Source organism: Promicromonospora aerolata (assembly GCF_042682255.1).
Lineage (GTDB): Bacteria > Actinomycetota > Actinomycetes > Actinomycetales > Cellulomonadaceae > Promicromonospora > Promicromonospora aerolata.
The window spans coordinates 5116964-5132444 of sequence record NZ_JBHUHF010000001.1 but is presented as its reverse complement, the minus strand read 5'-3'; the positions used below and the strand labels follow the sequence as shown (position 1 = coordinate 5132444).

General features: G+C 71.6%; 13 protein-coding genes. 7 read left to right on the top strand and 6 right to left on the bottom strand.

From position 1 onward, the window contains the following. Positions 1-126 precede the first annotated feature (126 nt). The 5 genes from ACFSL2_RS22750 to ACFSL2_RS22730 all read right to left on the bottom strand — a co-directional run bounded on the left by ACFSL2_RS22750 (position 127) and on the right by ACFSL2_RS22730 (position 6320). Complete coding sequence (locus ACFSL2_RS22750; RefSeq protein ID WP_377200026.1) at positions 127-1917, bottom strand: glycoside hydrolase family 3 N-terminal domain-containing protein; 1791 nt, start codon at positions 1915-1917, stop codon at positions 127-129. Then, positions 1914-2858, bottom strand: coding sequence for a carbohydrate ABC transporter permease (locus tag ACFSL2_RS22745; RefSeq protein ID WP_377200025.1), 945 nt, complete (start codon positions 2856-2858; stop codon positions 1914-1916). Before ACFSL2_RS22745 ends, ACFSL2_RS22750 begins: the two co-directional genes overlap by 4 nt. Further along, on the bottom strand, positions 2855-3769 hold the full coding sequence (locus ACFSL2_RS22740; protein ID WP_377200024.1) for a carbohydrate ABC transporter permease: 915 nt from the start codon (positions 3767-3769) through the stop codon (positions 2855-2857). The genes ACFSL2_RS22745 and ACFSL2_RS22740 overlap by 4 nt, the downstream gene beginning before the upstream one ends. Positions 3770-3782: 13 nt before the next feature. Then, positions 3783-5054 carry a sugar ABC transporter substrate-binding protein gene (locus ACFSL2_RS22735; RefSeq protein ID WP_377200023.1) on the bottom strand — a complete coding sequence of 424 codons (1272 nt, stop codon included), beginning with the start codon at positions 5052-5054 and terminating at the stop codon, positions 3783-3785. A gap of 204 nt (positions 5055-5258) precedes the next feature. Next, a complete protein-coding gene (locus tag ACFSL2_RS22730) occupies positions 5259-6320 on the bottom strand; it encodes a lipoate--protein ligase family protein (RefSeq protein WP_377200022.1) in 1062 nt (353 codons plus the stop codon). Positions 6321-6500: 180 nt separating this feature from the next. On the opposite strand from ACFSL2_RS22730, the gene ACFSL2_RS22725 reads away from it, so the two are divergent. Beyond that, complete coding sequence (locus ACFSL2_RS22725; protein WP_377200021.1) at positions 6501-7619, top strand: N-acetylglucosamine kinase; 1119 nt, start codon at positions 6501-6503, stop codon at positions 7617-7619. A gap of 111 nt (positions 7620-7730) precedes the next feature. Further along, a complete protein-coding gene (locus ACFSL2_RS22720; protein WP_377200020.1) occupies positions 7731-8639 on the top strand; it encodes a MurR/RpiR family transcriptional regulator in 909 nt (302 codons plus the stop codon). Between the two features lie 72 nt (positions 8640-8711). On the opposite strand, the gene cimA is transcribed toward ACFSL2_RS22720, so the two are convergent. Continuing rightward, positions 8712-10343, bottom strand: coding sequence for a citramalate synthase (cimA, locus tag ACFSL2_RS22715; protein WP_377200019.1), 1632 nt, complete (start codon positions 10341-10343; stop codon positions 8712-8714). Positions 10344-10711: 368 nt separating this feature from the next. Between cimA and ACFSL2_RS22710 the strand changes: the two genes are divergently transcribed. From ACFSL2_RS22710 to ACFSL2_RS22690, 5 genes are all read left to right on the top strand, one after another. Beyond that, complete coding sequence (locus tag ACFSL2_RS22710; RefSeq protein ID WP_377200018.1) at positions 10712-11914, top strand: inositol-3-phosphate synthase; 1203 nt, start codon at positions 10712-10714, stop codon at positions 11912-11914. 65 nt (positions 11915-11979) lie between these two features. Next, positions 11980-12948 (top strand): SCO3242 family prenyltransferase, encoded by a 969-nt coding sequence (locus ACFSL2_RS22705; RefSeq protein ID WP_377200017.1) that lies wholly within the window; start codon positions 11980-11982, stop codon positions 12946-12948. Then, positions 12945-13829 (top strand): sugar phosphate isomerase/epimerase family protein, encoded by an 885-nt coding sequence (locus tag ACFSL2_RS22700; protein ID WP_377200016.1) that lies wholly within the window; start codon positions 12945-12947, stop codon positions 13827-13829. Before ACFSL2_RS22705 ends, ACFSL2_RS22700 begins: the two co-directional genes overlap by 4 nt. Then, complete coding sequence (locus ACFSL2_RS22695; RefSeq protein ID WP_377200015.1) at positions 13829-14590, top strand: EboA domain-containing protein; 762 nt, start codon at positions 13829-13831, stop codon at positions 14588-14590. The genes ACFSL2_RS22700 and ACFSL2_RS22695 overlap by 1 nt, the downstream gene beginning before the upstream one ends. Positions 14591-14592: 2 nt before the next feature. Beyond that, positions 14593-15471, top strand: a complete 879-nt coding sequence (locus ACFSL2_RS22690; protein ID WP_377200014.1) for a TatD family hydrolase — start codon at positions 14593-14595, stop codon at positions 15469-15471. Positions 15472-15481 lie beyond the last annotated feature (10 nt).

Below are 15481 nucleotides of genomic sequence, written 5' to 3'. Positions count from 1 at the left end.
GGCGAGCCCCTTTCTCATTGCTTGCTCTGTCCTCGGGGACCCTGCCCTCGGGAACTCTGTGCTCTCTGACGTGGTGCTCTCTGACTTCGTGCTCTCGCACCCTGCTCATCACCGCTGTCACTGCTGTCACTGCTGCTCGCTGCCGTGCTGCTCCTCGCCGCCCTGCCGGCCCGCCGGACCCCGGAGCCGCTCGACGACGGCCGCCGCGTTCGCCCGACCGGTACCGCACGCCACCACGACCACCGGACCACCACCGCTCAGCGTCCCGAACCACTCCTCGACCGGTCCGGGAAGACCCGTGTGCACCACGACGAGGTCCGGCCGGACCGCCCAGAGCTGCTCGAGGCGGGTCCGTTCGGCCGAACCAGGGACGGGTTCCCGGGTGATCACCACGAGTGGTTCGGAGCCGGACGCTTCCTGGACGGCTCCAGGAAATTCTGCGCCACGTTCCGTATCGATTCTGTTGAGATCCGCCGACACACCGTACCGGGTGAATCGGGCAATTAGCACGGCAAGTCCAGGTTGATCCTGGCCGAGTTCCGCCGGCGGCGTGTCGGCGGCCCCGTTCTCGGCACGCCGACCGGCACCGTTCTCGACGTCGTCGGCAGGAAAAGCCCTGGTCCGGGGCCAGGCCGCGGTGATCGCGGCCTGGACGTGCCGCGCCTTGCGCCCGGCGGCGTGGTCCAGCCGCGTACGCAGGTCCACCACGTCGGGCTCAGCCTCGGGCACCAGCGGCACGAGGGACCCGCGCCGCACGTGCACGACGGCGTCCGCGATCCCGGCCCCGAACGCGGTCAGGTCCGCGAGCGCCTCCGTCGCGACGTCGAGGCCGGTCGCCGCCCCTGCCGCGGCTCGTCGGTCGCGGACCGCCCGCACGAGCGCCTGGGTCCGCGCCCGGGACTCCTCGAGCCGGTCGAGGGTCAGCCGTCCGGTGGCCACCGCCTGGCTCAGGGCGTCGAACGACTCGGTGTACAGGGCCGGGTCGAGGCCGAGGCAGAGCAGGTCGGCGCCGGCCTCGACGGCGCGGACGGCGGCCTCGCCCACCGAGCCGGTGAGCTCACGGAGGGCGCCCATGTCGAGGGCGTCGGTGATGATCGGCCCGTCGTGGCCGAGCTCGCGCAGCAGGCGCGTGGCGGACGGCTCCACCGAGGCGGGTGCCGGCCCGAGCGCGGGGTAGAGCACGTGGGCGGTCATGACGGCGTCGAGCGTGGACTGGCCGGCGTCCCGGCCCTCGGGCCGCAGGGCGCGCGCGAACGGCAGCAGGTCGCGCGCCCGCACGACGTCGAGGGGCTCGTCCACGACGGGCAGGCCCACGTGGGAGTCGACGGTGGTCGCGCCGTGGCCGGGGAAGTGCTTGCCGCACACGCCGACGCCGGCGCTGCGCACGCCGCGGGCGAACGCGATGCCGTGCCGGGCGACGTCGTCGGGTGTGGTCCCGAAGGCGCGCACGCCGATCACCGGGTTGTCCGGCTCGGAGACGACGTCGAGCACCGGGCCGAGGAGCAGGTCGATCCCGGTCGCGGCGAGCAGCCGGCCCAGTGCCCGGCCGGCGTCGAGGGAGACGGTGGCGCCGCCGGGGTGGGCGCCGAGCGCCGCCGCTCCGGGCAGGGACGATCCGGTGACCGCTTCGAGCCGCGACACGTCCCCGCCCTCCTCGTCGACGGCGATCACCAGGTCGGGCGAGATGGCGTGCAGCGCGCTGGACAGGGCCGTGGTGGTGGCCACGTCGGGCGTGTTCCGCGCGAAGTAGACCACGCCGGCGAGACCCGCGCGGGCGGCATCGGCCAACCAGTCCGGCACGAGCCCGCCGTCGCGGTCCGGGTCGCCGGCCGGGCGGCCGCGGTTCTCGAAACCGGGCAGGAGCACGCCGTTGACGGCGCGTTCCGTACGGGTCGCCCCGGCAGGCTCCGCGGTCATGCCTTCACGGCCCCCGCGGTGAGCCCGGAGGCAAGGCGGCGCTGGACCAGGATGAAGAAGATCATCACGGGCACGGTGATGATCGTGGACGCCGCCATGATGGCGCCCCAGTCGTTGGAGTGGATGCCGAAGAACGAGCGGAGGCCGATCGCCACCGTGTAGTTCTCTGTCGCACCGCCGAGCATGGTCATGGCGAAGATGAACTCGTTCCACGCGGTGATGAAGGCGAAGATGCTCGTCGCGACCAGGCCGGGCGCCACGAGGGGCAGCAGGACCGACCAGAACATGCGGCCCCAGCTCGCGCCGTCGAGGTAGGCGGCCTCCTCCAGCTCGACCGGGACCGCCGCGACGAATCCTCGGAGCATCCAGATCCCGAACGGCACGGCGAGCGCCACGTACACCACGACGAGGCCGATCAGGGTCTCGAGCAGCTGCAGGTCACGGACTTGCACGAACAGCGGGATCACGAGGGCCTCGAGCGGCACCATCTGCACGATCAGCACCAGCATGAGGATCTGGGTGCGCATCCGGAACCGGAAGCGGGCCACCGCCACGGAGGCCAGCAGCGCGAGCGCCGACGAGATCAGGACCGTGCCCAGCGCCACGAGCAGCGAGTTGCGCAGGAACGTGCCGAACCCGCCCTCGGTGAGGACGAACACGTAGTGGTCGAGCGTCGGCTCGGCCGGCCAGAAGCTGTTGGTGTGGCCGGCCTGTGCGTCCAGCGAGCTGTTCAGCATCCAGTAGACGGGGAACAGCGTGAACACGAGCAGCAGGGCGACGAGCACGCCCTTGCCGAGCTGGCGCAGTGGCGAGCGGCGCGAGGTGCGCCGCAGCAGGCGCCGGTTGCGCCGGCCGGCCCGGACGGCGGCCGCACCCGTGGTGGAGCCGGGCGTGCGGCTGGGTGAGGCGCCGGGTGTCTCCGCGAGGGGGGTGGCGCTCATCGTTCCTCCTCAGCCAGCACGGTGCGGACGTAGACCGCGGTGATCACGAGCAGCAGCACGGTCAGCAGGACGGCGATCGCCGACCCGAACCCGTACCGGTTCTGGCCGAACGACTCGACGTACGACCACACTCCCAGGTTCAGCACGGACCGGTTCGATCCCGCGCCACCGGGCATGAGATACACCTGCGCGAACACCTTGAAGTCCCAGATGGTCGACAGGATGATCACGACGGCGAACACCTGCCGCAGCTGCGGCACGATGATCGAGAAGAACCGGCGGAACGATCCGGCGCCGTCCATCTCGGCGGCCTCCAGCATGTCCTTCGGCACCCCGAGCAGGCCGGCGAGCACCGTGACCGCGACGAACGGGAAGCCGTGGTGGATCACGTTGAGCAGCACGATGGCGTAGAACGACCACCGGTCGGTGAACCAGTTGGTGGGGTCGTCCAGCAGGCCGAGCCCCATCAGGACGTCGTTGAAGACACCGCTGTCGGCGTCGAAGATCCAGATCCACACGTACGTACCGGTGACCGCGGGCATGGCCCAGGCCGCCATGATCGCGCTGGAGGTGACGGTGCGCCAGAAGGTGCCGAGCGACGCGAGCAGTACCGCCACACCGGTGCCGAACGCGACGGTTCCCGCCACGGACAGCACGGCGAACCCGACGGTGTTGGGCAGCACCACCGTCCACAGCTGGGACGACGTGAGGATCTCGGCGTAGTTGGCGCCGCCGATCCAGTTCGGCTCGCCCGTGGTGATCTCGCGCAGCCCGTAGTCCTGCAGGGAGAAGAGGAACACCCGCACCAGCGGCCACAGCAGCAGGACTGCCAGGACCGCCAGCGCGGGGGCGAGGAGCAGCCAGGGCCGCACGGTGGCGGCCCTGGCCCGGCTGAGCCGTGGAAGTGTCACTGTCACCGCAGGGTCACTCAGACCCGTTCAGCACGCTGGTCATCTCCTCGGCGGCTGCCGTGCTCGCCTCGTCGACCGTCGCGTCCCCGGAGAGGATCGACTGCATCATCGTGCTCGTGGTGAGCTTGGCCTGCACCGCACCGTAGGTCGGCGCGACGGGCACCGAGGCACCGCCCTCGACGAACTGCTGGGCGAACGGCGCCACGAGCGGGTCCGTGCTCTCGAGCGTCTCGTCCAGCAGCGAGACCTGGCCGGGGAAGTACCCCGACTCCTCGCCCCACTGCTGCGCGAACTCGCCGGTGGTCATCATCTCGATGAACGCGAAGGCCAGGTCCTTGTCCTCGGCCGTCTCGAACATGCTCAGGTGCGATCCGCCCAGGACGGACGGTGCGATGCCGCCGTCCTGGCCCGGGATCGGCACGGCCGCGAACTTGCCCTCCATGTCGGGGTTGGCGTCCACGATCGCGCCGGGCGTCCACGAGCCCATGACCGCCATGCCGACGTCACCGGCGGCGAACGCGTCGAGCACGTCGGTCTCGCGCCAGGTGGTGGCACCCTCGGACGAGTAGCCGCCCTCGGTGGCCAGGCCTGTCCAGAACTCGATGCCCTCCTGCGACTCGGGGCTGTCGAGGTGCGAGGTCCAGGTGTCGCCCTCCAGCGTGGCGACCTCGCCGCCTGCTCCCCACACCCAGGGGTAGACGGTGAACTCGGCGTCGCCGGGGACGGCCACCGCGATCTTGTCCGGGTACTCCTTCTCGAGCCCCGCTGCCGCGTCCTCGAGCTCGGCCCACGTGGTGGGCGGCTCGACACCGGCCTTGTCGAACATCTCCGTGTTGTAGACGAGGGAGCGCACCCCGGCGTACCAGGGCATGCCGTAGAGCTGCTCGTCGTAGGTCCCGGCCTCGACCAGACCTTCGACCAGGTCGTCGCCGATCCCTGCGCCCTCGACGTGCTCGTCGAGCGGCGCGAGCGCGCCGGCGTCGGCGAACTCGGGGGTCCAGGTGGTGCCGGTCTCCGCGACGTCGGGAGTGGTGCCGCCGGCGATGGAGGTCACGAACCGGTCGTGGGCATCGCCCCACTCCACGAACTCGACGTTGAGCGTGGCACCGGTCTGCTCCTCGAACGCCGTCGAGACATCGTCGAAGAAGCCGTCGGCCTCGGGGTTGGTGCCCTGCATGATCCAGACGTCGAGGGTGCCGTCACCCTCGGTCTCGCCGCCGTCCCCGCCGCCGCCGCACGCGGCCGTCGTGGCCGCGAGAAGCAGTGCGCCCGTGGCTGCAGCCATGGGCCGTCGCATCGCTCGAGTCATCGTTCGGCTTCCTTCCGCTCGGTGCCGCGAGAGTAGCCAGGTGATATTCCTGAGAAATGAACTTCCCAATACGCGGCATTGCGTGGAGATTACTGACGGGATGGGCTATCTGCTAGGGGTGTTACCAAACCGTGATTGCCCATCATGGCACGCCTTCCGGGGCGCGGCCCACGACACGTTCTACGGAACGCGCGCGGTCCATTTCGGCGTGCCGAACTTCGAGTCCACCAGCTCGCCCGCCAGACCCCACTCCGTGGGGGTGATCTCGCCGGTCACGGTGCGATACCGCGCCCGGAACGACGTCTCGAGCGCGTCGATCACCGCGGTGCGGCCGAGCCCGGTCTGGGAACGCAGCGGGTCCACCCGCTTGTTGGCGCTGCGGGTGCCCTTGTCGCTGAGCTTCTCGCGGCCGATCCGCAGCACGTCCGTCATCTTGTCGGCGTCCATGTCGTAGGCCATCGTCGCGTGGTGCAGTACCGCGCCCCCGGCGAGCCGCTTCTGCGCGGCGCCGGCGATCTTGCCGGCCGGCGAGGCGATGTCGTTGAGCGGCACGTACGCGGCGTCGATGCCGAGGTCGTGCAGGGCCCCGATCACCCAGTCGTCCAGGAACGCGTAGGACCGTTCGAAGCTCAGCCCGTCCACGAGCGAGCCCGGTACGTACAGGGAGTACGTGATGGTGTTGCCCGGCTCCATGAACATGGCACCGCCCCCGGAGATGCGCCGGATCACGCGGGCACCGTGGCGTGCCGCGCCCTCGACGTCGACCTCGTTGCTCAGGGACTGGAACGATCCGATGATCACCGCGGACTCGTCCCACTCCCAGAACCGGAGGGTCGGCCCGCGGCGCCCGGCACCCAGCTCCCCGGTCAGGACCTGGTCGAGGGCGACGTTGAGCAGCGGCGACACCGCCGGGGTGCGGATCACCTGGAACTCGTGGTCCTCCCACGCGGTCGCATGGCCCAGCGCACGCCGGGTGGCCACGGCCACGGCGTCGGCGTCGAAACCGACGGCGGTGGCCCCTTCCAGCGCTCCCCGTACGGCCTCGGCGAGCTGGGCCTTCGACGCGTCGGCGGGCATGCCGTCGAGGGCGGCCCCCATCGCTTCCAGCGCCTCGTCGGGCTCGAGGAAGAAGTCCCCGCTCACCCGCGTGCTCGTCAGCCGCCGGACGGGCTCCTCGCCCTCGACCACCTCGGTCTCGACACGAACCAGTTTTCCGAGTGGAACCTTGAACTCTCCTCGCACGTGTTCACAGTAGGCGACGGTGCCTACGGTGTCCGACGCCGAAGCTGCGCCCCAGGTACGGAAAGGCGCGGCCTCGGCGTCGGGCACATCCGATATTTGGCGAGAAGGCGCAGCAGAACAGACCAGAATTTCCTCCTCTCTTTAGACAACCTTGCCCTGGTTTCATGTCAGAATGACCTGGTGTCCGAACTCGCACAGGGGATTGATGAAGCGGCGGTCGACGCCTGGGTCGTCGCTCTCGACGTAGGCGGCAGTGGCTCGCGCCTTGTCGCTGAATTCGGCAACGAGCGCATCAGCCTGAACGGCCGCGCCGTCAAGGTGAACCACCACGGCAGCGACGCTCCGGCCGTGGTCGCGTCCCTGTGCCAGTCCTTCAACGCGTGGGCCGCCCGGATGGGCCACCACGGGATGAGCGACGGCAGCACCGCACCCGTCGCCTCTGCGGCGGTCGGCATCACCGGCCTGACCTCGCTGGTCGAGAAGCCCATCGACGTGCACGACATCCTGGCGCGCGAGCTGCGGACCAACCGCACCGCCGTCGCCGGTGACGCGCTCACCGCCCACCTCGGAGCGCTGAAGGGGCGCGCAGGTGCCGTCCTGTCCGTGGGTACCGGTGCGGTCGCGTTCGGCTACGACGGCGTGAGCCGCTGGCGCCGCGCGGACGGCTGGGGCCACCTGCTCGGCGACCTCGGTGCGGGCGTCTGGATCGGTGGCGAGGCCCTGCGTGCGGCCGGCCGCTTCCACGACGGCGCGAAGCGTGGCGCCTCGGAGCGCCTGCTGGATGCGGCCGTCGCCAAGTTCGGCCTCATCGAGAGCTGGCCCAACCAGTTCTACAAGAACGAGCAGCGCGCCAAGCAGCTCGCCTCGATGGCCCAGGAGGTCATCATCGCGGCGGCCGAGGGCGACCCGACCTCGATCAACATCCTCGAGCAGGCGGGCCGGCACCTCGCCGACACGCTGTCGAGCGCGCTGGGCAACGGCATCCCGCCGCTCGCCTCCACCACCGGCCGCCTGGTGCAGGAGGAGTCGCCGCTGACGGTCTCGCTCACCAAGCAGCTCTCGGAGGACCGGCCCGACGTCTCGCTCGTGCCCAGCGACGGCTCACCGCTCGACGGTGCGCTTCGCCTGGCCCGGCGCCTGCGCGACACGCCCCAGTCCGTGGCCGGGTTCCGGCCCTGGCTCACCGTCCGGGTGGACGGTCACCACACGCTCCGTGACACCCCCTCGGACCTTGGCGCCTCGGAGGTGCTCGCCGCGAAGCTCTCGGCGACCGACCTGCCCGGTGACGAGCTTCAGTGACCGACGGTCATCCACTGACCAGTTCCTTCACTGCTCCGTCATGCCCGAATCCCCGGTACGGGTGTATGTTCTCGACCCCCAGCCCCACCACCCCATCCCGGGAGATGCGACATGACAGGTGACGTCCTCGTCCGACTCAGGCGCGCACTGCCCACGCTGCGGCCAGCAGAGGCAAGAGTGGCGCAGACGGTCCTCGACGACCCGAACACCGTCGTCCAGTCGACCATCACCGAGCTTGCCGGACACGCGGACACGTCACAGGCCACCGTGGTGCGGTTCTGTCGCGCCGTCGGCTACGCGGGCTACCCCGAGTTCCGGATCGACCTGGCCCAGGCGACCAGTCGGCGTGAGGTCGAGATGGAGCGCTCTGGCATCGCCGAGGGCGAGATCAACCAGACCGACGACATCGAGGCCGTCGTCTCGAAGATCGCCTTCCACGAGGCCCGCACCATCGAAGAGACCGCCCGCATGATCGACACCGACGCGATCGAGCGGTTGGCCACGGCCATCTCCGAGGCCAAGCGGGTCGACGTCTACGGCGTCGGCTCGTCGAACCTGGCCGCCGCGGACCTCGCCATGAAGCTGCAGCGCATCGGCGTGTTCGTGTTCACCTCTCCCGACCCGCACCAGCAGCTCGCCTCGTCGGCCCTGCTCGAGCCGGGCAACGTGGCGATCGGCGTCTCGCACTCCGGGCAGACGCGGGAGACCAACCAGGCCCTCGAGAACGCGCGCAAGCGCGGCGCCCTCACGGCAGCGATCACGAACTTCCCGGACGCGCCGATCGGCCTCGTGTCCGACGTCGTCCTGGCGACCACGGCTCGCGAGACCCAGTTCCGGGTCGGGGCCATGTCGAGCCGTATCGCGCAGCTCACCGTCGTGGACTACCTGTTCGTCCGCGTCGCGCAGCGCACCTACGACCGCTCGTCCATCGCCATCAAGGCGACGTACGACGCCGTGCGCGACCAGCGCTTCGACCTGGGCAGCCCTCCGGCGGAGCGCCCGGCCGCACCGGTCGCCTGACCCGCCCGCCGAGGTAGGACCGGGTCACGGTGCTACCTCGGCGGTGCTAAGTCGCCGTGCACCTCGCCACGCTCAAGGGCGCGGCTCCACACCGGACTTCAGCAGTCCGTACACGTACGCCTCGGTGACCGCCTCCCAGGCCGCCTCCACCACGTTCGGGCCCACGCCGACCGTCGACCACGAGTGCTCGCCGTCGCTGGTCTCGATCAGCACCCGGGTGATCGCGTCGGTGCCGAGCTCCGTGTCGAGGATGCGTACCTTGAAGTCGATGAGCTCGAACCGGGCGAGCTCCGGGTAGACCTGGGACAGCGCCGTGCGCAGCGCCTGGTCCAGCGCGTTGACGGGGCCGTTGCCCTCCCCCGTCGTCACGATCCGCTCGCCACCGGCCCGGATCTTGACGGTCGCCTCGGCCACGGCGTCGGCGTCGGGCGCATGGACCGCCGGCGGCGCCGCGCCCGCGGGAACGGTCTCGATGATGGTGCGCCACGACTCGACCGTGTAGAACTCCGGACGGCCACCCAGCTCCGACCGCAGCAGGAGCTCGAACGACGCGTCGGCCGCCTCATAGGTGTAGCCGGCCGCCTCGTCGTCCTTCACCCGGTTGGTCACCCGGGACAGCAGCTCACCCTGACCGGCGAGGTCGAAGCCCAGCTCGCGGCCCTTGAGCTCGACCGAGGCCCGCCCCGCCATGTCGGAGACGAGCATGCGCATGTCGTTGCCGACGAGGGTGGGGTCGGTGTGCTGGTACATGTCCGGGTCCACCCGGATGGCGCTGGCGTGCAGCCCACCCTTGTGGGCGAACGCGCTCGCCCCGACGTACGGCTGCCGGGCGAACGGCGAGATGTTCGTGATCTCGCTGATCGCGTGCGAGATCCGGGCGGCCTCCCGCAGGCCGTCGTCGGCCAGGAGCGACATGCCGCCCTTCAGCTCGAGGTTGGCGACGACCGTGACGAGGTCGGCGTTGCCGGTGCGCTCGCCGTACCCGTTGACCGTGCCCTGCACGTGGGTGGCACCCGCCTCGACGGCGGCGAGCGAGTTCGCCACGGCGCAGCCGCTGTCGTTGTGCGCGTGCACGCCGAGCAGCTGTCCCGACCCCATGGAGGTCGCGGCCCGCAGCTCGCCGACCACCTCGCTGATCCAGGTCGGCAGCATGCCGCCGTTGGTGTCGCAGAGGGTGACCACCTCGGCGCCGGCCTCGAACGCGGCGGTGACGGCGTTGGTCGCGTACTCGGGGTCGTGCCGGTAGCCGTCGAAGAAGTGCTCGGCGTCGAGCACCACCCGGCGCCCCTCGGCGACGAGGTAGGCCACGGTGTCGGTGATCATCGCGAGGTTCTCGGCACGGGTCGTCTTCAGCGCGCGCTCCACGTGCCGCACGTCCGACTTGGCCACGAGCGTCACGACCGGCGTCGCGGCGTCGAGCAGGGCCCGCACCTGCGGGTCGTCGCCCGCGCGGACGCCCGCCCGCCGGGTCGCGCCGAACGCCGCGAGCACGGCGTTCTTGAGCGTCAGCTCGGTGGCGGCGCGGGCGAAGAAGTCGGTGTCCTTGGGTACCGCACCAGGCCAGCCGCCCTCGATGTAGCCGACACCGAGCTCGTCGAGGAGAGCCGCGATGGCGAGCTTGTCGGAGACGGAGAGGCTCATGCCCTCCTGCTGCGCGCCGTCGCGCAACGTCGTGTCGTACACCTGGAACGAGGGGGTGGTCATCGATGCTCCCAACGATGTGTCTGGCGATGTGGCCGAGCTGGAATCTTCAGGCCAACAAAAAAGACCTTCCGAGTGTGGAAGGTCTGCGCGTCCGGTGGGGTGTCGCCGGACGCGCTACGAAATGATGATCACCTGTCGCGGGGTGGAGCGCGGGGTCGTCATGCCGGTCATCGTGCCACAGCAGGGCGGGTCACGGTAGTGGTGTCCAGATCTGGGCGCCCGAGCCCGCCGCCGGAGCCTCGGCGGCGGAGAAACTCCGGCCGTGTGACGACGATCTCGCTTCTTGCAAAGATCTTTGAACTTTTGTTTGCTAATCGACATAAGTCCGGGATAGGTTGCTCCGGACGACGACGTCGATCCGGGGAGCGATGATGCAGAACGCCTCGGCACGCCACCGTGCCGCAGAACGTACAGGAATCTGGTTCGTCGGGGCCCGTGGCTCCGTGGCCAGTACGGCAACACTAGGCCTAGCCGCCATTGCCGAGGGACAGGCACCGCCGACCGGCTGTGTCACCGCGCAGGAGCCGTTCACGTCCGCGGGCCTGCCAGAGTTCACCGACCTCGTGGTGGGTGGGCACGACATCTCCTCCGTCACCATGACGAAGCGCGCGGAGTGCCTGGTCGAGACCGGGATGGTCCCGCCGCGGCTGTTCGCCGCCGCGCACGACGCCCTCGAGCGCGCCGACGCCGAGGTGCGCCCCGGCTACGACCCGCACGGGGGGCCGGGCGGCGAGTCCCAGCAGGCCTCCGCCGAGCGCCTCGCCGCCGACATCACGTCGTTCCGTGACCGGCACGCACTGGCCCGGGTCGTGGTGGTCGACCTCTCCTCGACCGAGCCGCCCGTCGACCTCGCCCCCGAGCACGACGATCCCGCAGCCCTGCTCACCGCGCTGACCGACCCCGCGCGTGCCGTGCTGCCGGCATCCTCCGTCTCGGCGTACGCGGCGATCCTTGCCGGAGCCGCGTACGCCGCCTTCACGCCGTCGGCGGGCATGGGCCTGCCCGCCCTGGCCCAGCTCGCCCGCGAGCGCGGCATCCCCGTCGCCGGACAGGACGGCAAGACAGGGCAGACGTGGCTCCGCACCGTCATGGCGCCCGCGTTCGCCGCACGCAACCTGAAGGTGCTGTCGTGGGCAGGGACCAACCTGCTCGGCGGTGGTGACGGCGCCACCCTGGCCGACCCCGAGGCCGTGCGCAGCAAGCTGTCCTCCAAGACGCGCGGACTGACAGCGCTGACCGGCAGTGACATCACGCCCCTGCACATCGACAACGTGCCGGACCTCGGCGACATCAAGGTCGCCTGGGACCACGTGCACGTCGAGGGTTTCCTCGGTTCGCGGCTCACCCTCCAGACCACCTGGAGCGCGCACGACTCGATGCTCGCCGCGCCGCTCGTCCTCGACCTCGCCCGTCTGCTCGCGCTCGCCCACGCCGCCGGGATCAGCGGGCCGGTGCCCGAGCTGGGCTTCTTCTTCAAGGACCCGTGGGGCTCCGACGTGCACGACGCCGCCGAGCAGTCCCGCGCGCTCGAGGGCTGGGTCCGTAGCGCCGCGGCGCAGGTCCAGCCATGACCTCTCGGTCGGATCAACCCCGGTTCAGACCCCGGTTCGACCCCCCGCTCCACGATGCGTCGTCCGTGACGCCGCCGGCCCACCCCGGGGCCGCGGCCCGCACACCGGCGCCCAGCCTCGGCGACCTCGCCGAGCTGGTCCGCGCACCGGCCGCCCTGAGCGTCGTCGGCGACTCCCTGGCGGGCCTGGCCGCCGCCCGGGCCGGCACCTCGATCCCGCTCCGCGGCCGCCACGCCCTGCTGCCGGTCGCCTCGGCCTGCCTCTATCTCGGCGGCATGGCCCTGAACGACTACGCCGACCGGCACCTCGATGCCACCGAACGTCCCGAACGACCCATCCCCTCGGGCCGGGTGACGCCGCGGGGCGCGCTCGCGGTCGGCGCCGCGCTGACCGCCGGGGGCGTGGCGGCGGCGGGCATCGCGGGAGGACGGCGGGCAATCGCCGTAGCGCTGCCGCTCGCCGCCTGCGTCTGGACCTACGACCTGGTCGCGAAGGATCACCCGACCGGTCCGTTCGTCATGGCCGCGTGCCGCGGCCTCGACGTGCTGCTCGGTGCGACACCCGGACAGCTGAGCTCCGCTCTCCCGGCCGCCGCGGGCCTCGCCGCCCACACGCTCGGCGTCACCGTGCTCTCCCGCGGCGAGGTGCACGGCACGACGGCACAGGTCGCGGGTGGTGTCGCCGCCGGGACCCTCGCGGGCGCGGCAGCGGCGGCGGCCACCGCACCGGCCGCCGGCTCGACGACCGCTGGCCGCCGCCGGTCCGCCGTCCGCTGGACCACCGTCGCTGCCGCCGGCACGTACGCCGCGGCCTGCCTGCCCGCACAGGTGCGCGCGGCGGCCCGGCCGACGGCCGCGAACGCCCGGACCGCCACCCGGTCCGGGATCCAGGCGATGGTTCCGCTCCAGGCCACCTGGGCGGCCCGCTCGGGAGGCCTCGGCACGGCAGCGCTCCTGGCCGGCGTCGCCGCCGTCGGGCACGGGCTGCGGCTGCTGGGCCGCGCCCGCGGCAAGGCAGGGGTGAGCATCACGTGAAACCTCCGTTCCTGCTGGGCTACGGCACCAACGGATTCGGCGACCACCCCCTGCACACGGCGCTCGACGTGCTGGACGACGTCGGGTACGACGCGGTGGCGCTCACGCTCGGGTTCCCGCACCTCGACCCGTTCGCTCCGCTGGCCGGCGACGACGTCACGGCCCTGCGCGCCCACCTCGGGCGGATGCGCGGCGGCACCGGAGCCGCGGTGGTCGTGGAGACGGGCACCCGGTACCTGCTGGACCCGCTGCACAAGCACCGGCCCACGCTCGTGGACCGGGACGCCGCCCTGCGCATGCGCTTCCTCGAGCGCGCGATCGAGGTCGCCGCGGAGCTCGATGCCCGCTGCGTCTCGTTCTTCTCGGGGATCCTGCCGGCCGACGCCGCGCCCGCCGACGGCTGGGCCCGGTTGCGCGACCGCATCCCGGCGCTGGTCGAGTACGCCGGGGAGCGCGGCGTACGGCTCGCGGTCGAGCCCGAGCCGGGCATGCTGGTCGAGACGGTCGACGACGCCCTGCGGCTCCTCTCCGACGTCGGTACGCCGCCAGAGCTCGGGATCACCGTCGACGTCGGGCACTGCCTGGTCGTGGAGCCCGAGGGGGTCGAGGGGGCGCTCCGCGCCGCCGCGCCCTACCTGAGCAACGTGCAGCTCGACGACATGCCCCGCACGCACCACGAGCACCGGCCCTTCGGCGAGGGCAGCATCGACCTCCCGATGGTGCTCGCCACGCTGGCCGACGTCGGCTACACGGGCGTCGCCGCCGTCGAGCTGCCCCGCCACTCCCACGACGCGCCCCGGCTCGCCCTCGACAGCCGCACCGCGCTGATGCGGGCGTGGGCCACCGTCATCGGCGCACCGACCGGCGAAAGGACCGGGTGATGACCCCCCACAGCTCCACCGACGCGACCACCGGGCCGGACGACCAGCCCGGTTCGGGCTGGCTCACGGAGGCTCGCGCCGAGGTCGCCCGTGACCCGGACAGCATCAGCCGGGCCTTCGCGTTCGCCGCCCGCCGCGTGGGCCGAGCGCCGCTGCGGCCCGACGTCGACCCGGCCGGCGTCGTCCACGGCACCCTCGACGACGCCGCCCGTGCCGCCCTGGTGGTCGCGCTCGCCGACGCCGTGGGCACCGGCCAGGACTGCGCCGACCGGCTGGTGTCCCTCTACCGGCAGGGCGACGCCGCGGAGCGACGCGGGGTGCTGCGGGGCCTCGACGCGCTGACGGAACGGGGCGACCTCGGCCGCGCCGATACCGATACCGATACCGATACCGATACCGATACCGATTCGAGTACCGACACCGACACCGGCTCGGACCCAACGGTCGCCGCCGGTCTCGACCTGGCCGCCGACGCGCTGCGCACCAACGACCCGAGCCTCGTCGCGGCCGCGGTCGGCCCGTTCGGCTCCCGGCACCTGGACCAGCACACCTGGCGGCACGCGATCCTCAAGCTCGTGTTCCAGGGCGTGAGCCTCGAGGCCGCGAGCGACCTCGAGGCCCGGGCCGACGACGAGCTCGACCGCATGGCCCGCGACTTCGCCACGGAGCGCCGCGCGGCCGGCCGCTCCGTGCCCACCGATCTTGACCGGCTCACGAGCCCCCCGCTCAGCAGCCACCCGCTCAGCAGCACGAAGGAGTGACGATGCGCATCCTCGACCCGCACATCCACATGACGAGCCGCACCACCGACGACTACGAGGCCATGTACGCCTCGGGGGTGCGCGTCGTCGTCGAGCCCGCGTTCTGGCTGGGCCAGCCCCGCACCGGCGTCGGCTCGTTCACCGACTACTTCGACTCCCTGCTGGGCTGGGAGAGGTTCCGGGCCGCGCAGTTCGGCATCCGGCACCACGCGACCATCGCGCTCAACCCCAAGGAGGCGAACGACCCGCGCTGCCGCGAGGTCCTCGCCGAGGTACCTCGCTACCTGCTCAAGGACGGTGTCGTCGCCGTGGGCGAGGTCGGCTACGACTCGATGACACCCGAGGAGGACGAGGTGTTCGCCGCGCAGCTGCAGATGGCCCGCGAGGCCGAGCTGCCCGTCCTCGTGCACACCCCGCACCGCGACAAGCTCGCCGGGACGCGGCGCACGCTCGACGTCGTCGCCGAGTCCGGCCTGCCGCCCGAGCAGGTGCTGGTGGACCACCTGAACGAGACCAACGTCGCCCTCGTGCGCGACGCCGGAGCGTGGGCCGGGTTCTCGATCTACCCCGACACCAAGATGGACGAGGACCGCATGGTCGCGATCCTGCAGGAGTTCGGCACCGAGCGCATGATCGTGAACTCCGCCGCCGACTGGGGCCGCTCCGACCCGCTCAAGACCGCCAAGACGGGGCACGCGATGCTCGCCGCGGGCTACAGCGAGGACGACGTCGACCAGGTGCTGTGGCGCAACCCGGTCGCGTTCTACGGGCAGTCGGGCAATCTCGTGCTGGACCCGGTACCGGGGTTCACCGAGGGCGCCCCGCCCACACCGGGCGTCGAGTTCGAGGGCTCGTCCGTGCTCCGCGGCGCGCGAGCCTGAGGGGGATCTG

Excerpts from the sequence above, each read along its gene's own strand:
- ACFSL2_RS22695 (WP_377200015.1), top strand. The coding sequence starts at position 13,829 with ATGACCCCCCACAGCTCCACCGACGCGACCACCGGGCCGGACGACCAG.
- cimA (WP_377200019.1), bottom strand. The coding sequence starts at position 10,343 with ATGACCACCCCCTCGTTCCAGGTGTACGACACGACGTTGCGCGACGGC.
- ACFSL2_RS22690 (WP_377200014.1), top strand. The coding sequence starts at position 14,593 with ATGCGCATCCTCGACCCGCACATCCACATGACGAGCCGCACCACCGAC.
- ACFSL2_RS22720 (WP_377200020.1), top strand. The coding sequence starts at position 7,731 with ATGACAGGTGACGTCCTCGTCCGACTCAGGCGCGCACTGCCCACGCTG.
- ACFSL2_RS22710 (WP_377200018.1), top strand. The coding sequence starts at position 10,712 with ATGATGCAGAACGCCTCGGCACGCCACCGTGCCGCAGAACGTACAGGA.
- ACFSL2_RS22735 (WP_377200023.1), bottom strand. The coding sequence starts at position 5,054 with ATGGCTGCAGCCACGGGCGCACTGCTTCTCGCGGCCACGACGGCCGCG.
- ACFSL2_RS22745 (WP_377200025.1), bottom strand. The coding sequence starts at position 2,858 with ATGAGCGCCACCCCCCTCGCGGAGACACCCGGCGCCTCACCCAGCCGC.
- ACFSL2_RS22750 (WP_377200026.1), bottom strand. The coding sequence starts at position 1,917 with ATGACCGCGGAGCCTGCCGGGGCGACCCGTACGGAACGCGCCGTCAAC.